The sequence below is a fragment of the Streptomyces sp. NPDC014727 genome, assembly GCF_043083485.1.
Taxonomy (GTDB): domain Bacteria; phylum Actinomycetota; class Actinomycetes; order Streptomycetales; family Streptomycetaceae; genus Streptomyces.
The window spans coordinates 22,922-37,731 of sequence record NZ_JBIBYR010000014.1; the positions used below are offsets into that span (position 1 = coordinate 22,922).

The following is a 14,810-nucleotide window of genomic DNA, read 5'->3' on the forward strand; positions in this document are numbered from 1 at the left end:
CTTCCGGGCCAGCCTGGAACACCGGCTGTGGCCTTCGCTCGGACTCCTGGCGCTGCTGATGGCGGCGGCATTCGGGGCGCAACAGGCCGGCGCAGGTGTGCCCGCGGTGATCCTGTGGTGTGGTTGCGCGGTTGCTGCCGGCCGGTCCCGGGGAGGAGGGTTTCGTGGTGAGTCTGCGGGTGCCCGCGTGAACGCGCGGGTCGTGGTTGCCGATGACCAGTCGGTGGTGCGCGAGGGAATCGTGATGCTGTTGGGGCTGCTGCCCGGAATCGAGGTGGTTCCCGCGCTGCAGGCAGGGGCCCGGGGTTACCTCACCAAGGACGCCGGAGGCGATGAGATCGTGCGGGCCATTCAGGCCGTGCTGTCGGGCGAGGCCGGACTCTCGCCTTCTGTCCAGCGCCGCCTTCTGGAGCGCGTCACCACGCAACCCCGCCGCCCGGCCCGGCCCCCGAGCCGCAGTTTCCCGACGGTCTGACGCCACGTGAACTCGAAGTGCTGGTCCTGATTGCGGAGGGGCTGTCCCATCCGGAGATCGCCCGCAGGCTGCACATTTCGCAAGCGACCGTGAAGAGTCACATCAACAATCTCTTCGCCAAGGCCGGCGTGCGCGATCGGGCACAGGCCGTTCGCTACGCGTACGTTCGGGGCCTCGCACAGCCGCCCGGGTCAGCCTTCACCTGAAGAGGTGAAGACGACCGAATGAAGTGCCCGGGATCTTCCCCATCTGCCCATTCTTGGGTACGCGGCCGAAGTGGTCCGTGGACAAGGGGAGTTGTTCGGTGGAGAAGGAAGCAGGGCGTGAGGCCGTAGCGACGCGGCTCGACGACCCGTGGTACGACGAGTCCGCCTCCGGATGGGGCGAGCTGAACCGCGCGGGGAGCTTCGCCCCCGCAGGGCCGCCCGGGCCCGCGAATCCTCGGTGCGGCCGCACCGAGGCGGCGGACATCTATCTGGAGGTGCAGCACAGCGAGGCATTCCGGGAAGTGCGCCGTCGCTACCGGCGGTTCGTCGTCCCCGCCACCCTGGCCTTCCTCGTCTGGTATCTCGCCTATGTCGTCGTCGCGACCACGGAACCCGGGCTGATGGCCCGTCCGGTGGCCGGAGCGGTCAATGTCGCGATGGTTGCAGGGCTCGGACAGTTCCTCTCGACCTTCCTGCTCACCGGGGCGTACGCACGACACGCAAGGCTGCGCAGGGACCGGGCCGCACTCGAATTGCGCTGGGAGACGCAGGAGATGACGCGGGGGATCGGGCGTTGAACGGGAACCACGAAACGTTGGCGCTCCTGCTGTTCAGCGCCTTCATCGCAGTGACGCTCGCCATCACCACCTGGGTGAGCCGCAACCGGCACGGCTCGGCCGAGGAGTTCTACGCGGGCGGCCGGTTGTTCTCCCCCATGGAGAACGGTTTCGCCATAGCGGGCGACTACATGTCGGCTGCGTCCTTCCTCGGTATCTCGGGCCTGATCGCGCTCTTCGGCTATGACGGCATGCTCTACTCGGTCGGCTTTCTCGTGGCCTGGCTCGTCGTCCTGCTCCTGGTCGCCGAACTGGTCCGCAACTGCGGCCGGTTCACTCTTGCCGACGTGGTCGCGGCGCGGATGGCGGAGCGCCCGGTCCGGATCGCCGCGGGCACCTCGTCCGTGACCGTCTCCGTGCTCTATCTGGTGGCACAGATGGTGGGCGCGGGCAGTCTGGTCGCGCTGCTGCTCGGCGGTACGAGCGGCGCGGCCCGCTCCTGGACGGTGATCGGTGTCGGGTCGCTCATGGTGATCTATGTGTCGCTCGGCGGGATGCGCGCCACCACCTGGATCCAGATCGTCAAGGCCGTTCTGCTGATGGCGGGAGCGGTCGTGCTCACCGTCCTCGTCCTGGTTCACTTCCACGGCAACTTCAACGCCTTGCTCAACTCCGCAGCCGAACGGAGCGGCCACGGGAGCCGGTTCCTCTCGCCCGGTCTCCGGTACGGCGGAACCTGGACGGCACGCGTCGACTTCATCAGTCTGGGTCTGGCCCTGGTACTGGGCACGGCGGGACTGCCGCACATCCTGTCGCGGTTCTACACCGTGCCCACCGCCCGTGCGGCCCGACGCTCGGTCGTCTGGTCCATCGGGCTCATCGGCAGCTTCTACCTGATGACGATCGCGCTCGGATTCGGGGCGGCGGCACTGGTCGGCACGGCTGAGGTGCGGGCGTCGAACCCCGCGGGGAACACTGCCGTGCCGCTGCTGGCCCTGGTGCTCGGCGGCGGTGAGCGGTCCACCGGGGGAACGATTCTGTTCGCCGTGGTCGCCGCTGTCGCGTTCGCGACCATCCTCGCCGTCGTCGCGGGGATCACCCTGGCCTCGTCCGCCTCCGTGGCCCATGACCTCTATGCCTCGCTCAGGCGTCCGGGCGCCAAGCAGCACAGCGAGGTCGCTGTGGCCCGGGTCGCCGCAGCCGGGATCGGGGTGGCCGCCATCGGGCTCGGTCTGGTCGCCCAGGACCTCAATGTGGCGTTCCTCGTGGGGTTGGCCTTCGCCGTCGCCGCTTCGGCCAACCTTCCGGTGCTGCTGTACTCCCTGTTCTGGCGCGGGTTCACCACGCGGGGAGCGGTCTGGTCGGTCTACGGCGGGCTGATCCCGGCCGTGCTGCTCGTGATCCTCTCCCCGGTGGTTTCCGGCAGCCCCACCTCGCTCTTCCCCGGCGCCGACTTCCAGCTCTTCCCCCTGGAGAACCCCGGCCTGGTCTCCATTCCTCTGGGCTTCCTGGCCGGCTGGATCGGAACGGCCACCTCCACCGAGCCACCCGACGCCGCCAAGCATGCGGAAACCGAGGTACGGGCGCTGACCGGGGCCGGAGCGGTGTAGCCGCGCGCTCGCATCGTGCCGCCCGGGGATCTCAGGCCTGTCCTGCCTGACCAGTTCAGCAGTCGTAGGTGACCGGCCCTTGGAAGGTCGGGTTCGCCCTGTGGTGCGAGGCATGCCACCGCCGAGCGGACCCTCACCGTTTCGCTCCAGCCGTCACCGCTGCGTGCGGTGCGGACCGTATGAAGAACGGGGCGGGACATCTGTGGCGGTGGGCAGTGGCTGAGGGGGCCGGGGGCCTGTGTACCGGCCGCTGGGCCGCATACGCAACGGCCGTTCCCCGTACTCCTCCAGTGCGTGCGCGATCCAGCCCGCCGTGCGCGACACGGCGAACACGGTCTCGCCCGCATCCGCGGCCATGCCGGAGGAGACCGAGAGCACGGCGAGCGCCAGGTCGACATTGGCGTGCAGGGGCGCATGGCGAGCGGTCGTCGCGACCACGTCGCGCGCCGCAGCGAGCGCCCGTGCCGCTTGTGGAACGTCCGCGAGCAGGGCGAACAGGGCCTGCGCCCGAGGGTCCTCGGAGATGTAGAGGCGATGACCGAGTCCTGGCACCCTGCGTCCGCTGCGGAGATGGTCCGCGACCACCGGGACCGCACTGCCCCGCTCCAGGACCTCGGTCAGCATCCGGTGTGCCAGGCCGCTCGCCGCGCCGTGCAGTGGGCCCTCCAGAACCCCGAGGCCCGCGGAGACCACCGCGTACGGATGGGCATGGGCGGACGCCGCGACCCTGGCGGCCAGCGTCGACGCCGCGAGATCGTGGTCGATCAACAGAGTGAGGGCGGTGTCCAGTGCGGCGACCGACGGCTCGTCGGCCGGACGGGTGGTGAGTTTCGGCCACAACCGCCGTGCCAGTCGAGTCCCGGTTCCGTCCGCCCCCCTTTCTGACGCGACACTCTTCGAACGCCCGCCCTTGGCCAGGGGAAGGGCTTCGACCAGGGTGGGGATGAGGCTCCGTGCGCCGGCGAGCACCGCTTCGCGCGAGAGGTCGAAGCGGAGTGGATCGGCCGTCGCCGCGGCGATCGCGGCCACCCGCAGCCGGTCCGTCGAGCCACTGTGCGCGGGCAGCGACTCGACTGCCCGGTGCGCCGCGGACAGCGCTTCTGCGCGTGCCGTGAATCGGATGCCGGGCCGCAGCTCGCCGGTCCAGAGCCATTCGGCGACCTCTTCGTAGGGGTACTGACCGGCCAGTTCGGTCGCGTCGACGCCGCGGAAGTAGTAGCGGTCGCCCTCGATCAAGGTGATGCCGGTGCGGAAGACCAGGTCGCCGGTGGCGGGGAAGGGCTCCCGGCGGCCCGTGCGCCGGGCCAGCGCATCGACCTCCGCGGCATCGAACGTGCTGCCGCGTCCACCGGGAGCGCGTGTGCTGCTGAGCTGCCCCCGGCTGACGTACGCGTACACCGTCTCGGGTTTCACACCGAGCCGTTCGGCCGTCTCGCGGGTGCTGAGCCGTTGCGGAGCGGACGCTGCCGGGACGTCGCCGGGCGCTGCTTGATCCTTCATGTCGTCAACCGTATCCATATTGATTCAATCAACATTGACATCATTGAAGTCAATCATGGATGGTCAAATCAATATTGATGAGTCCATCGGGACGCAGACGGAGGAAGAGATGCAGACCACCACCGACGGAACCTCGCTCGACGTACCCCGAGGGCTTGCGGGCGTCGTCGTCACCGATACGGCCCTCGGCGACGTCCGCGGGCGCGAGGGCTTCTACCACTACCGGCAGTACTCGGCGATCGAACTCGCACAGACCCGCAGCTTCGAGGACGTCTGGTACCTGATGTCCGAGGGCACGCTGCCCGATGCCGCAGCCCGAGCCGCATTCGCCGCCCGCACCGCGGCGCTGCGCCGGCTGCCCGCGGAAGTGCGGGAGGCCCTGCCCGCCATAGCCCGAGCGGGAGCCGTCTGCGGACCTCTGGCCGGTCTGCGTACCGCCCTCTCGCTCCTCGGCGCCTCGGCCGGCTTCCGACCGGTGTACGACATCGATGCCGACCAGCGCCGCGGTGACGCCCTGACAGCCTGTGCCGCCGTCCCCACCGTGCTGACGGCCCTGCACCGGCTCGGCCGGGGCCTCGAACCGGTCGAGCCGCGTGACGACCTGCCGCACGCGGCCAACTACCTGTACATGCTGACCGGTTCCGTGCCGGACGCCGCACGCGTCAGGGCCGTGGAGCACTATCTGATCTCCACGGTCGACCACGGCTTCAACGCCTCGACCTTCACCGGCCGGGTGGTCGCCTCCACCGGTGCCGACGTCGCAGCCTGCCTGGTGGCGGCCGTCGGCGCGCTCTCCGGACCGCTGCACGGCGGAGCGCCCAGCCGCGCCCTCGACACCCTGGACGCCATCGGCACCCCCGACCGCATCGACGGCTGGATCCGCGAACGGGTGCTCGCCGGCGAGCGGATCATGGGATTCGGTCACCCCGTCTACCGCACCGAGGACCCCCGCTCACGCATGCTCCGGGGCATCGCCCAGGGCTTCGGCGGCCCGCTCGTCGACTTCGCCGTCGAGGTCGAGCGGCAGGTCGAGGCGATCCTCGCCGAGCTCAAGCCGGGCCGTGAGCTGCACACCAACGTCGAGTTCTACGCCGGAGTGGTCATGGAGCTGTGCGGGCTGCCACGGGAGATGTTCACGCCGACGTTCTGCGCCGCGCGGGTGGTCGGCTGGAGCGCCAATATCCTGGAGCAGGCGGAGGACTCGAAGATCATCCGTCCGGCGGCCCGATACGTCGGTACGCCCCCGCCGCAGCCGGTCCCGGCGCCCTGACGTCCCCGAGGAAGGTCACTGTTGAGCCCGTCGTCCCCGCCCCGCAAGCAGCAGATCCCGGTCATCGTCCTCGCGGGGTTCCTGGGATCCGGCAAGACGACGCTGCTCAACCACCTTCTCCGCAACCGTTCCGGGAACCGGATCGGTGTCATCGTCAACGATTTCGGTTCCATCGAGATCGATGCCATGACGGTCTCCGGGCAGGTCGGCTCGACGGTCTCGCTGGGCAACGGATGCCTGTGCTGTGCGGTCGACGCGAGCGAACTCGACACCTTCCTGGAGACACTGACCAGGCCCGCCGCCCGCCTCGACGTGATCGTCATCGAGGCCAGCGGACTGGCGGAGCCGCAGGAACTCGTACGCATGCTCCTGGCCAGCGACAATCCGCACATTGTGTACGGGGGGCTGGTGGAGGTCGTCGACGCCGCGGAGTTCGATGCCACCCGACGGCGCCATCCGGAGATCGACCGCCATCTCGCCGTCGCCGATCTTGTCGTCCTGAACAAGACGGACCGGGTCGGGAGCGAGGAACAGGCCCGTATCCGGGACGCCATCGCGGCGACAGGTGTCCCGGCCACCGGTGAAGGGGCGGGCGGCGGCGCGGCTGCCGTCATCTGTGCCACGTACGGACGTATCGATCCCGAACTGCTCTTCGACCCGGCGCTGAGGCCGGACGGTGAGGAGAGGGCGCGCCAGCTCACCTTCGAGGATCTGCTGCTGGCGGAGCGCGCAGAGGAGGAGACCGACGGGCACGAGCATCACCTGCACGCCGCGTACGAGAGCCTCTCCTTCACCGCGGCCGTCCCCATGAATCCCCGTCGGCTGATGGAGTTTCTCGACTCCAGGCCGCAGGGCCTCTACCGGATCAAGGGATTCGTCGACTTCGGCGTCGGCGACCGCGGCAACAAGTACTCGCTGCACGCGGTCGGCAGGTTCCTGCGGTTCGACCCGCAGCCCTGGGCGCGCGACGAACCGCGCCTCACCCAGCTGGTGCTGATCGGTTCGGGCATCGACCCCGAGGCCCTGCACAAGGAGCTGGCCGACTGCCGCGAGAGCACGGCACCGGCGCCCGACGCGACGCAGGACGCCGCGCATGAGCGAAGCATGTGGGGCGTCCTGCGGTACGTACAACGGCCCGACGACGAAGCCTAGAGAAACCGGCCCCGTCTCCGGTCCGGCCGCCTACACCGGGCCCGCGATCACCGCGACCGGCTTGACCAGTGGCGTCCCCGAGCCATCGCGCCTCGGGTCCGGCTCCGACAGCTCGGTCGGCGCGCCGTTCTTCTGTGCGGCGCGGGCAGGCGTCGCGCCCGCCCAGCCGAACACCAGGACGTCCTCGCCCTTGAGGAACCGCTGGCAACGCACCCCACCGGTGGCCCGGCCCTTGCGCGGATACTGGTCGAACGGGGTGAGCTTGCACGTCAGCACCGAGTCGTCCAGCGTGCCGTGCGAACCGGCCACCGTGAAGACCACCGCGTCCGCTGCCGGATCCACCACGGTGAACGAGATCACCTCCGCGCCGGCCGCGAGCTTGATCCCCGCCATGCCTCCTGCCGGCCGTCCCTGCGGCCGCACCTGCGCCGCCGGGTAGCGCAGCAACTGCGCATCGGACGTGATGAAGACCAGATCCTCCTCGCCCGTGCGCAGCTCGGCCGCGCCGACGATCCGGTCACCGTCCTTGAGGGTGATGACCTCCAACTCGTCCTTGTTGGCCGGGTAGTCCGGGACCACCCGCTTGACGACTCCCTGCAGGGTGCCGATCGCCAGGCCGGGGGAGGCCTCGTCGAGGGTGGTGAGGCAGATGACCTCCTCGTCGCTCTCCAGCGTGAGGAACTCCGACACCATCGCCCCACCCGAAAGATTGGGTGCCGCGTGGGTGTCCGGCAGCTGGGGCAGATCGATCACCGCGAGCCGCAGCAGCCGTCCCGTCGACGTCACCACACCCACATCACCGCGAGCCGTCGCCGGCACGGCAGAAACGATCACATCGTGCTTGGCACGCTTGGCGTCCTCGGTGAAGACGATCGGATCGTCATTGGCGGTACGGGCCAGCAGCCCGGTCGACGACAACAGCACCCGGCACGGGTCGTCCGCCACCTCCAGCGGCACCGATGCGACCTGCGAACCGGCCGACTCCAGCAGAACCGTACGCCGATCGGTACCGAACTTCTTCGCGACCGCGGCCAGTTCGGAGGAGACGAGCTTGCGCAGCTCGGTGTCCGAATCGAGGATGGTGGTCAGCTTGTCGATCTCGTCGTTGAGCCGGTCCCGCTCGCTCTCCAGCTCGATCCGGTCGAACCGGGTCAGGCGGCGCAGCGGGGTGTCCAGGATGTACTGGGTCTGGATCTCGCTCAGCGAGAAGCGTTCGATCAGCCGCTCCTTCGCCTGCGCCGAGTTGTCACTGGACCGGATGAGCCGGATGACCTCGTCGATGTCGATCAGCGCGACGAGCAGGCCCTCGACCAGATGCAGCCGGTCACGGCGCTTGCCCCGGCGGAACTCGCTGCGCCGGCGCACCACGTCGAAGCGGTGGTCGAGATAGACCTCGAGCAGCTCCTTGAGCCCCAGCGTGAGCGGCTGTCCGTCCACCAACGCCACATTGTTGATGCCGAAGGAGTCCTCCATCGGCGTCAGCTTGTACAGCTGCTCCAGCACGGCCTCCGGAACGAAGCCGTTCTTCACCTCGATGACCAGGCGCAGGCCGTGCTCGCGGTCGGTCAGGTCCTTCACGTCCGCGATGCCCTGGAGCTTCTTCGACGAGACCAGGTCCTTGATCTTGGCGATCACCTTCTCCGGTCCTACGGCGAAGGGCAGTTCCGTCACGACCAGGCCCTTGCGGCGCGCCGTCACGTTCTCCACGGAGACGGTCGCGCGGATCTTGAACGTGCCGCGCCCGCCGGCGTACGCGTCCTTGATGCCGCCCAGGCCGACGATCCGGCCACCGGTCGGCAGATCGGGGCCGGGGACGAACCGCATCAGGGTCTCCAGGTCCGCGCCCGGATGCTTGATCAGATGCCGGGCGGCGGCGATGACCTCGCCCAGGTTGTGCGGCGGCATATTGGTCGCCATGCCGACCGCGATCCCGGACGACCCGTTGACCAGGAGGTTCGGGTACGCGGCCGGGAGAACGGTCGGCTCCTTCTCCTGGCCGTCGTAATTCGACTGGAAAGCGACGGTGTCCTCGTCGATCGACTCCGTCATCAGCGACGTCGCGTCGGCCATCCGGCACTCGGTGTACCGCATGGCGGCCGGCGGGTCGTCGTTTCCGAGCGAGCCGAAGTTCCCGTGGCCGTCCACCAGGGGGAGCCGCATGGAGAACGGCTGTGCCAGACGGACCAACGCGTCGTAGATCGACGCGTCGCCGTGCGGGTGCAACTTGCCCATGACCTCGCCCACGACACGGGCGCACTTCACGAAGCCGCGGTCGGGGCGCAGGCCCATCTCGTTCATCTGGTACACGATGCGGCGATGCACCGGCTTCATGCCGTCACGGGCGTCCGGCAGGGCCCGTGAGTAGATCACCGAGTACGCGTACTCAAGGAAGGAGCCCTGCATTTCGTCGACGACGTCGATGTCGAGGATCTTCTCCTCGAAGTCGTCCGGCGGCGGGGTCTTCGTGCTGCGGCGGGCCATCGCTGCTGCGACTCCTTCACGGATTCTGTTCGGGCAACCTGAGACTCTGACGTCGACCATTGTGGACCGCCGCACTGACAACGCCGACCTCGACCCGTCCCAGGAGCCGCTCCGGACCCCTGCCAGGTGGTTCCACGGTCCGTCGGGAAGGGGGCGCGCCCCTCTTTCACGCGAACTTCCGCGGTATGGGAACTTCGTCAGGTGTCTGTGCGCTTGCTTACAGTGGCAGGTCTCGCAGGAAATCCAGTATCGCGATCGAAGGGACGTACATGCCCATGGGTCACACGGCCACAGCCCGGGCCGGCTCCGGCGGCTTGACAGCGACCGAGCACCGTCTGGCCAACGGCCTGCGCGTGGTGCTCTCCGAGGACCATCTGACCCCGGTCGCCGCGGTCTGCCTCTGGTACGACGTCGGTTCGCGCCACGAGGTCAAGGGACGCACCGGTCTGGCTCACCTCTTCGAGCACCTGATGTTCCAGGGCTCCGGCCAGGTCAAGGGGAACGGCCACTTCGAGCTGGTGCAGGGGGCCGGCGGTTCGCTCAACGGGACCACCAGCTTCGAGCGCACCAACTACTTCGAGACGATGCCCACGCACCAGCTGGAGCTGGCCCTCTGGCTGGAAGCCGACCGCATGGGCTCGCTGCTCGCCGCGCTCGACGAGGAGTCCATGGAGAATCAGCGGGACGTCGTCAAGAACGAGCGACGCCAGCGCTACGACAACGTTCCCTACGGTACGGCGTTCGAGAAGCTGACGGCCCTGGCCTATCCCGAGGGCCACCCGTACCACCACACGCCGATCGGCTCGATGGCCGACCTGGACGCGGCGACCCTTGAGGACGCGCGCGCCTTCTTCCGTACGTACTACGCGCCCAACAATGCGGTGCTCTCGGTCGTCGGCGACATCGATCCCGAGCAGACGCTCGCCTGGATCGAGAAGTACTTCGGCTCCATCCCGTCCCATGACGGCAAGCAGCCGCCGCGCGACGGCACGCTCCCCGAGACCATCGGCGAGCAGCTGCGCGAAGAAGTGCACGAGGAGGTTCCGGCGCGGGCGCTGATGGCCGCCTACCGGCTGCCGCACGACGGCACCCGTGAGTGCGACGCGGCGGATCTCGCGCTGACCGTGCTCGGCGGCGGCGAGTCGTCGCGGCTGCACAACCGTCTGGTGCGCCGTGACCGTACGGCCGTGGCGGCCGGATTCGGGCTGCTGCGGCTGGCCGGTGCCCCCTCGCTCGGGTGGCTGGACGTCAAGACGTCCGGCGGTGTCGAGGTGCCGCAGATCGAGGCCGCGGTCGACGAGGAGCTGGCCCGGTTCGCGGCCGAGGGCCCCACGCCCGAGGAAATGGAGCGTGCGCAGGCTCAGTTGGAGCGGGAGTGGCTGGACCGGCTCGGTACGGTCGCGGGCCGCGCCGATGAACTGTGCCGGTTCGCCGTGCTGTTCGGTGACCCGCAACTCGCCCTGACCGCGGTACAGCGGGTGCTCGACATCACCGCGGAAGAGGTCCAGGCCGTCGCCAAGGCCCAGCTGCGCCCCGACAACCGGGCGGTGCTGGTCTACGAGCCGGTCGAATCGGCCGAGCCCGCGGACGCAGCGGACACCGATGAGACCGACGCCGACGACACCGACGCGCACGAAGGGGCGGACAAGTGACCGACGCTGCCGCGACTGGAGTTTCGATGCAGTACCACCCGCAGCCCGCCCCCGGCGTCGCGCGGCCCTGGGCCTTCCCCGCGCCGGAGCGCGGCGCCCTGCCCAACGGCCTCACGGTGCTGCGCTGCCACCGCCCCGGCCAGCAGGTCGTGGCGGTCGAGATCTTCCTCGACGCTCCTCTGGACGCGGAGCCCGAGGGCCTCGACGGCGTGGCCACGATCATGTCGCGGGCGCTGTCCGAGGGCACCGACAAGCACACCGCCGAGGAGTTCGCCGCCGAACTGGAGCGCTGCGGCGCCACCCTCGACGCGCACGCGGACCACCCCGGAGTCCGGGTCTCCCTGGAGGTCCCGGCCTCCCGGCTGGCCAAGGCGCTCGCGCTGGTCGCCGAGGCGCTGCGATCGCCCGCCTTCGCCGACAGCGAGATCGAACGGCTGGTGCGCAACCGGCTCGACGAGATCCCGCACGAGCAGGCCAACCCGGCCCGGCGAGCCGCGAAGCAGCTCTCCAAGGAACTCTTCCCGGCCACGGCGCGGATGTCGCGCCCGCGCCAGGGCACCGAGGAGACGGTTGAGCGGATCGACTCGGCGGCCGTGCGTGCCTTTTTCGACGCCCACGTCAGGCCGTCCATGGCAACCGCCGTGGTCGTCGGTGACCTCACCGGCATCGACCTCGACGCGTTGCTCGCCGACACGCTCGGTGACTGGTCGGGCGACGCCGCCGAGCCGCGTCCGGCCCCGCCGATCACGGCCGACGACACCGGCCGAGTGGTGATCGTCGACCGTCCCGGCGCGGTGCAGACGCAGCTGCTGATCGGCCGGATCGGCGCCGACCGGCACGACAGCGTGTGGCCGGCCCAGGTGCTGGGCACGTACTGCCTGGGCGGCACGCTCACCTCCCGGCTGGACCGTGTGCTGCGCGAGGAGAAGGGCTACACCTACGGCGTGCGGGCCTTCGCCCAGGTGCTGCGGTCGTCGGCCCCGGACTCCGCCGCGGGGGCGACCGGTGCCGCGATGCTCGCCATCAGCGGATCGGTGGACACGGAGTCCACCGGACCGGCGCTGGAGGACCTGTGGACGGTCCTGCGGACCCTGGCGGCCGAGGGGCTGACCGATGAGGAGCGCGAGACGGCCGTGCAGAACCTCGTGGGTGTCGCACCGCTGAAGTTCGAAACGGCGGCCTCCGTCGCGGGCACTCTCGCCGACCAGGTCGAGCAGCACCTCCCGGACGACTACCAGGCACAGCTGTACGCCCGGCTCGCGGACACCGGAACGGTCGAGGCGACCGCAGCGGTGGTCAACGCCTTCCCGGGCGACCGCCTGGTCACGGTCCTCGTCGGTGACGCTGCGCAGATCGAGGAGCCGGTCCGCGCCCTGGGCATCGGACAGGTGTCGGTGGTCGCCGGCTGACGGTCGTCGTACGCCGGACGACCGACCCGGCGCGGGTGCGGGTGCGGGTGTGGGCGTCGGCTGCCCGGTCGCGTGCGACAGATCGCTGCCCGACTGTCACGTTCGATCGGACACCGGCGGAGCTCCCGACCACGCGCGGGTCGGCCCGGAGGCGTTCCCGGCTTTGCACGGGGCGCCCCGGCGGAGCATCCGCAAGAGCAGGTCGCACCGGCTGAGTGCCGGTCGCCCCGGTAGATCCACGATTCGCCGTGGGTGTGCATACCGGGACAAGAGGGAGGCCTTGTGCGTCGCGTTCGCCAGGGTCTCCCTTTTGTCCGTTCCGGGAGGAGGTTGCCTGTCCGCCCTGTGGGATGCGCTACAAAACGGCCTGTCCGTTTGGTGAATGAAGGCGGCCCCGCTTAGCGTCGGCCGGGCTGTCCGCCACTCGTATGCCGCAACCGTGACATACCGGGCAGTCATCGCCGAGTCCCCGTCAGGCGCGAGCCTGGGGAGCCGGGGACCCACGCAGTCCCTGGGGTGAATCGGATGCCTGATCCTCGGTGAGGCCGGGGCGTCCGTAGGAGACCTTCCTGCTCCGAACCCGTCAGCTAACCCGGTAGGCGAGAAGGAAGGAAAGGATCAGCCACTCCATGGCTTTCACCCGTGCCGCCGGGAAGCATCGTGCCCCGAGCCGACTGACCCGCGGGAGCGCGAAGATCGCCGGCGCCGCGGCTCTGGCGACCACCGGAGTCATCGGCGGCATGGCCTCTCCGGCCCTCGCCGCGGACACCGGGACTCCCTCCGTCAGTGAGACCGGTCTGAACCAGATCATCGCCATCGAGGGCGCACTCGCCGACCAGATCGCCGCCCAGGCCGACGCGCAGAAGCACCAGGCCGATGTCGCGGCCGATGCGAAGGCGGAGGCGGAGGCCCAGCGCAAGGCCGAGGCCAAGAAGAAGGCAACAGAGGCGAAGGCCAGGGCGGAGCGCGCGGCCGAGGCGCGTGCCGAGAAGGCGCGTGCCGCCCGGTCCGCCGAGCGCGCCCGTCTGGGCTCCTTCCAGCTCCCGGTCGCCGGCTCGTACGTCACTACCGGTTACAAGTCCAGCGGCTCGCTCTGGTCCTCCGGCAGCCACTCGGGCATCGACTTCCACGCCGCGTCCGGCAGCACCGTCGTCGCCGTCGGCGCGGGAACGGTCGTCGAGGCCGGCTGGGGCGGCGCGTACGGCAACAACATCGTCCTCCGGATGACGGACGGCACGTACACGCAGTACGGCCACCTCTCCTCGATCGGCGTCGCCGTCGGTCAGAGCGTCGGCGCCGGTCAGCAGATCGGCCTCTCCGGCTCGACGGGCAACTCCACCGGGCCGCACCTCCACTTCGAGGCCCGGACCACGCCCTCGTACGGCTCCGACATGGACCCGGTCGCGTACCTGCGCGCCCACGGCGTCAACGTCTGACCGGCGCCCGTCCGCCACACCCCTTCGAAGGCCTCGGCGTCACGCCGGGGCCTTCGTCGCGCCCGACACCCGCGCCCGACAGTCGCGCCCGACAGTCGCGCCCGACACCCGGGTTCGACCGCCGAACCGCCCATGGTGCTGTCCGCCGGGCCGGCCCCGCGCGACCAAAAGGTATTCATGAATTTCCATCTGGCATCGGAAATGTGGCCGCATTGCAATAGAGTCGCAGAACAGGCGTCGGTCGGCCGCGTGTCGCAGGGATCAAGGCGGAGGTTCGGACATGCGCATTCCGGCGCATTCGGTATGCACGGCAATCCGTGACGACATCGTCTCCGGCGTCTTCGAACGCGGCAGTCGGCTCACCGAGGAGTTGCTGGCGCGCCGTTACGGCGTGTCCCGTGTCCCGGTACGGGAAGCGCTGCGCACCCTGGAGTCGGAGGGGTTCGTGGTCACCCGTCGGCACGCGGGAGCCTGTGTCGCCGAGCCCTCCGAGCAGGAGGCCGCCGACCTCCTGGAGGTCCGGGCGCTGCTGGAGCCGCTGGGTGCCGCACGCGCGGCGCAGCGCCGCACCGAGGCGCATCTCAAGGTGCTGCGCGGTCTGGTCGGACTCGGTCAGGAGCGGGCCAGGCGGGGTGAGAGGGAGGATCTGCGCTCACTGGGCGGCTGGTTCCACGAGACGTTGGCGCAGGCCTCGGGCAGTTCCAGCCTGATCGCGACGCTCACCCAGCTGCGGCACAAGATCGCCTGGATGTATGTGGTCGACCAGCCGGTCCGCCCGGTGGATTCCTGGGCGGAGCACGGAGCAATCGTGGACGCGGTGGCGCGCGGCGACGCGGAACGGGCGAGGGTGCTGGCCACCCAGCACGCCGAGCGGGCCACGACCGTGCACCGGCTGCGCGGCACCGACCGGCCGGGCCGTCAGCAGGCCACTTCCCGTACCGGCCGGGTGAGGACTTCGCAACACTCCGTAAACACTTCAGGTGTTCGGAATTAATAATCACGCCGTATACAAAGGGTGGTAATTCCGTTCGGCTCTCTTCGGGTTGCCCGAATTTCCTTCGA

General features: G+C 69.7%; 10 protein-coding genes, 1 pseudogene and 1 riboswitch. Of the genes and pseudogenes, 9 read left to right on the forward strand and 2 right to left on the reverse strand.

Features of this window, described 5'->3' with window-relative positions:
- Nucleotides 1-187 precede the first annotated feature (187 nt).
- The 3 genes and pseudogenes from ACF1B9_RS22210 (at nt 188) to ACF1B9_RS22220 (ending at nt 2,848) form a co-directional block, all read left to right on the forward strand.
- A pseudogene (locus ACF1B9_RS22210) lies at nt 188-681 on the forward strand (response regulator transcription factor).
- A gap of 98 nt (nt 682-779) precedes the next feature.
- Nucleotides 780-1,259, forward strand: coding sequence for a DUF485 domain-containing protein (locus ACF1B9_RS22215; protein ID WP_391743201.1), 480 nt, complete (start codon nt 780-782; stop codon nt 1,257-1,259).
- Nucleotides 1,256-2,848, forward strand: coding sequence for a cation acetate symporter (locus ACF1B9_RS22220; RefSeq protein ID WP_391743203.1), 1,593 nt, complete (start codon nt 1,256-1,258; stop codon nt 2,846-2,848). Before ACF1B9_RS22215 ends, ACF1B9_RS22220 begins: the two co-directional genes overlap by 4 nt.
- A 153-nt stretch (nt 2,849-3,001) precedes the next feature.
- On the opposite strand, the gene ACF1B9_RS22225 is transcribed toward ACF1B9_RS22220, so the two are convergent.
- Nucleotides 3,002-4,348, reverse strand: a complete 1,347-nt coding sequence (locus ACF1B9_RS22225; protein WP_391743204.1) for a citrate/2-methylcitrate synthase — start codon at nt 4,346-4,348, stop codon at nt 3,002-3,004.
- 109 nt (nt 4,349-4,457) lie between these two features.
- Here ACF1B9_RS22225 and ACF1B9_RS22230 point away from each other — a divergent pair, with 109 nt between their 5' ends.
- Both ACF1B9_RS22230 and ACF1B9_RS22235 read left to right on the forward strand, forming a co-directional pair.
- Nucleotides 4,458-5,618, forward strand: coding sequence for a citrate synthase/methylcitrate synthase (locus ACF1B9_RS22230; protein WP_391743206.1), 1,161 nt, complete (start codon nt 4,458-4,460; stop codon nt 5,616-5,618).
- Between the two features lie 21 nt (nt 5,619-5,639).
- On the forward strand, nt 5,640-6,770 hold the full coding sequence (locus tag ACF1B9_RS22235; RefSeq protein ID WP_391743208.1) for a CobW family GTP-binding protein: 1,131 nt from the start codon (nt 5,640-5,642) through the stop codon (nt 6,768-6,770).
- A gap of 30 nt (nt 6,771-6,800) precedes the next feature.
- On the opposite strand, the gene ACF1B9_RS22240 is transcribed toward ACF1B9_RS22235, so the two are convergent.
- Nucleotides 6,801-9,251, reverse strand: coding sequence for a DNA topoisomerase (ATP-hydrolyzing) subunit A (locus ACF1B9_RS22240; protein WP_391743210.1), 2,451 nt, complete (start codon nt 9,249-9,251; stop codon nt 6,801-6,803).
- Between the two features lie 269 nt (nt 9,252-9,520).
- Between ACF1B9_RS22240 and ACF1B9_RS22245 the strand changes: the two genes are divergently transcribed.
- The 4 genes from ACF1B9_RS22245 to ACF1B9_RS22260 all read left to right on the forward strand — a co-directional run bounded on the left by ACF1B9_RS22245 (nt 9,521) and on the right by ACF1B9_RS22260 (nt 14,742).
- Entirely contained in the window at nt 9,521-10,903 is a 1,383-nt protein-coding gene (locus ACF1B9_RS22245) for a M16 family metallopeptidase (RefSeq protein WP_391743211.1), read from the forward strand.
- A gap of 26 nt (nt 10,904-10,929) precedes the next feature.
- Nucleotides 10,930-12,312, forward strand: coding sequence for a M16 family metallopeptidase (locus tag ACF1B9_RS22250; protein WP_391743406.1), 1,383 nt, complete (start codon nt 10,930-10,932; stop codon nt 12,310-12,312).
- Between the two features lie 449 nt (nt 12,313-12,761).
- A riboswitch (cyclic di-AMP (ydaO/yuaA leader) is annotated at nt 12,762-12,929 on the forward strand.
- Between the two features lie 12 nt (nt 12,930-12,941).
- Nucleotides 12,942-13,748 (forward strand): M23 family metallopeptidase, encoded by an 807-nt coding sequence (locus ACF1B9_RS22255; protein WP_391743213.1) that lies wholly within the window; start codon nt 12,942-12,944, stop codon nt 13,746-13,748.
- A 280-nt stretch (nt 13,749-14,028) separates the two neighbouring features.
- The gene (locus tag ACF1B9_RS22260; RefSeq protein WP_391743214.1) at nt 14,029-14,742 is read left to right on the forward strand and encodes a GntR family transcriptional regulator; all 714 of its coding nucleotides are present in this window, start codon (nt 14,029-14,031) and stop codon (nt 14,740-14,742) included.
- The last annotated feature ends 68 nt before the right edge of the window (nt 14,743-14,810 follow it).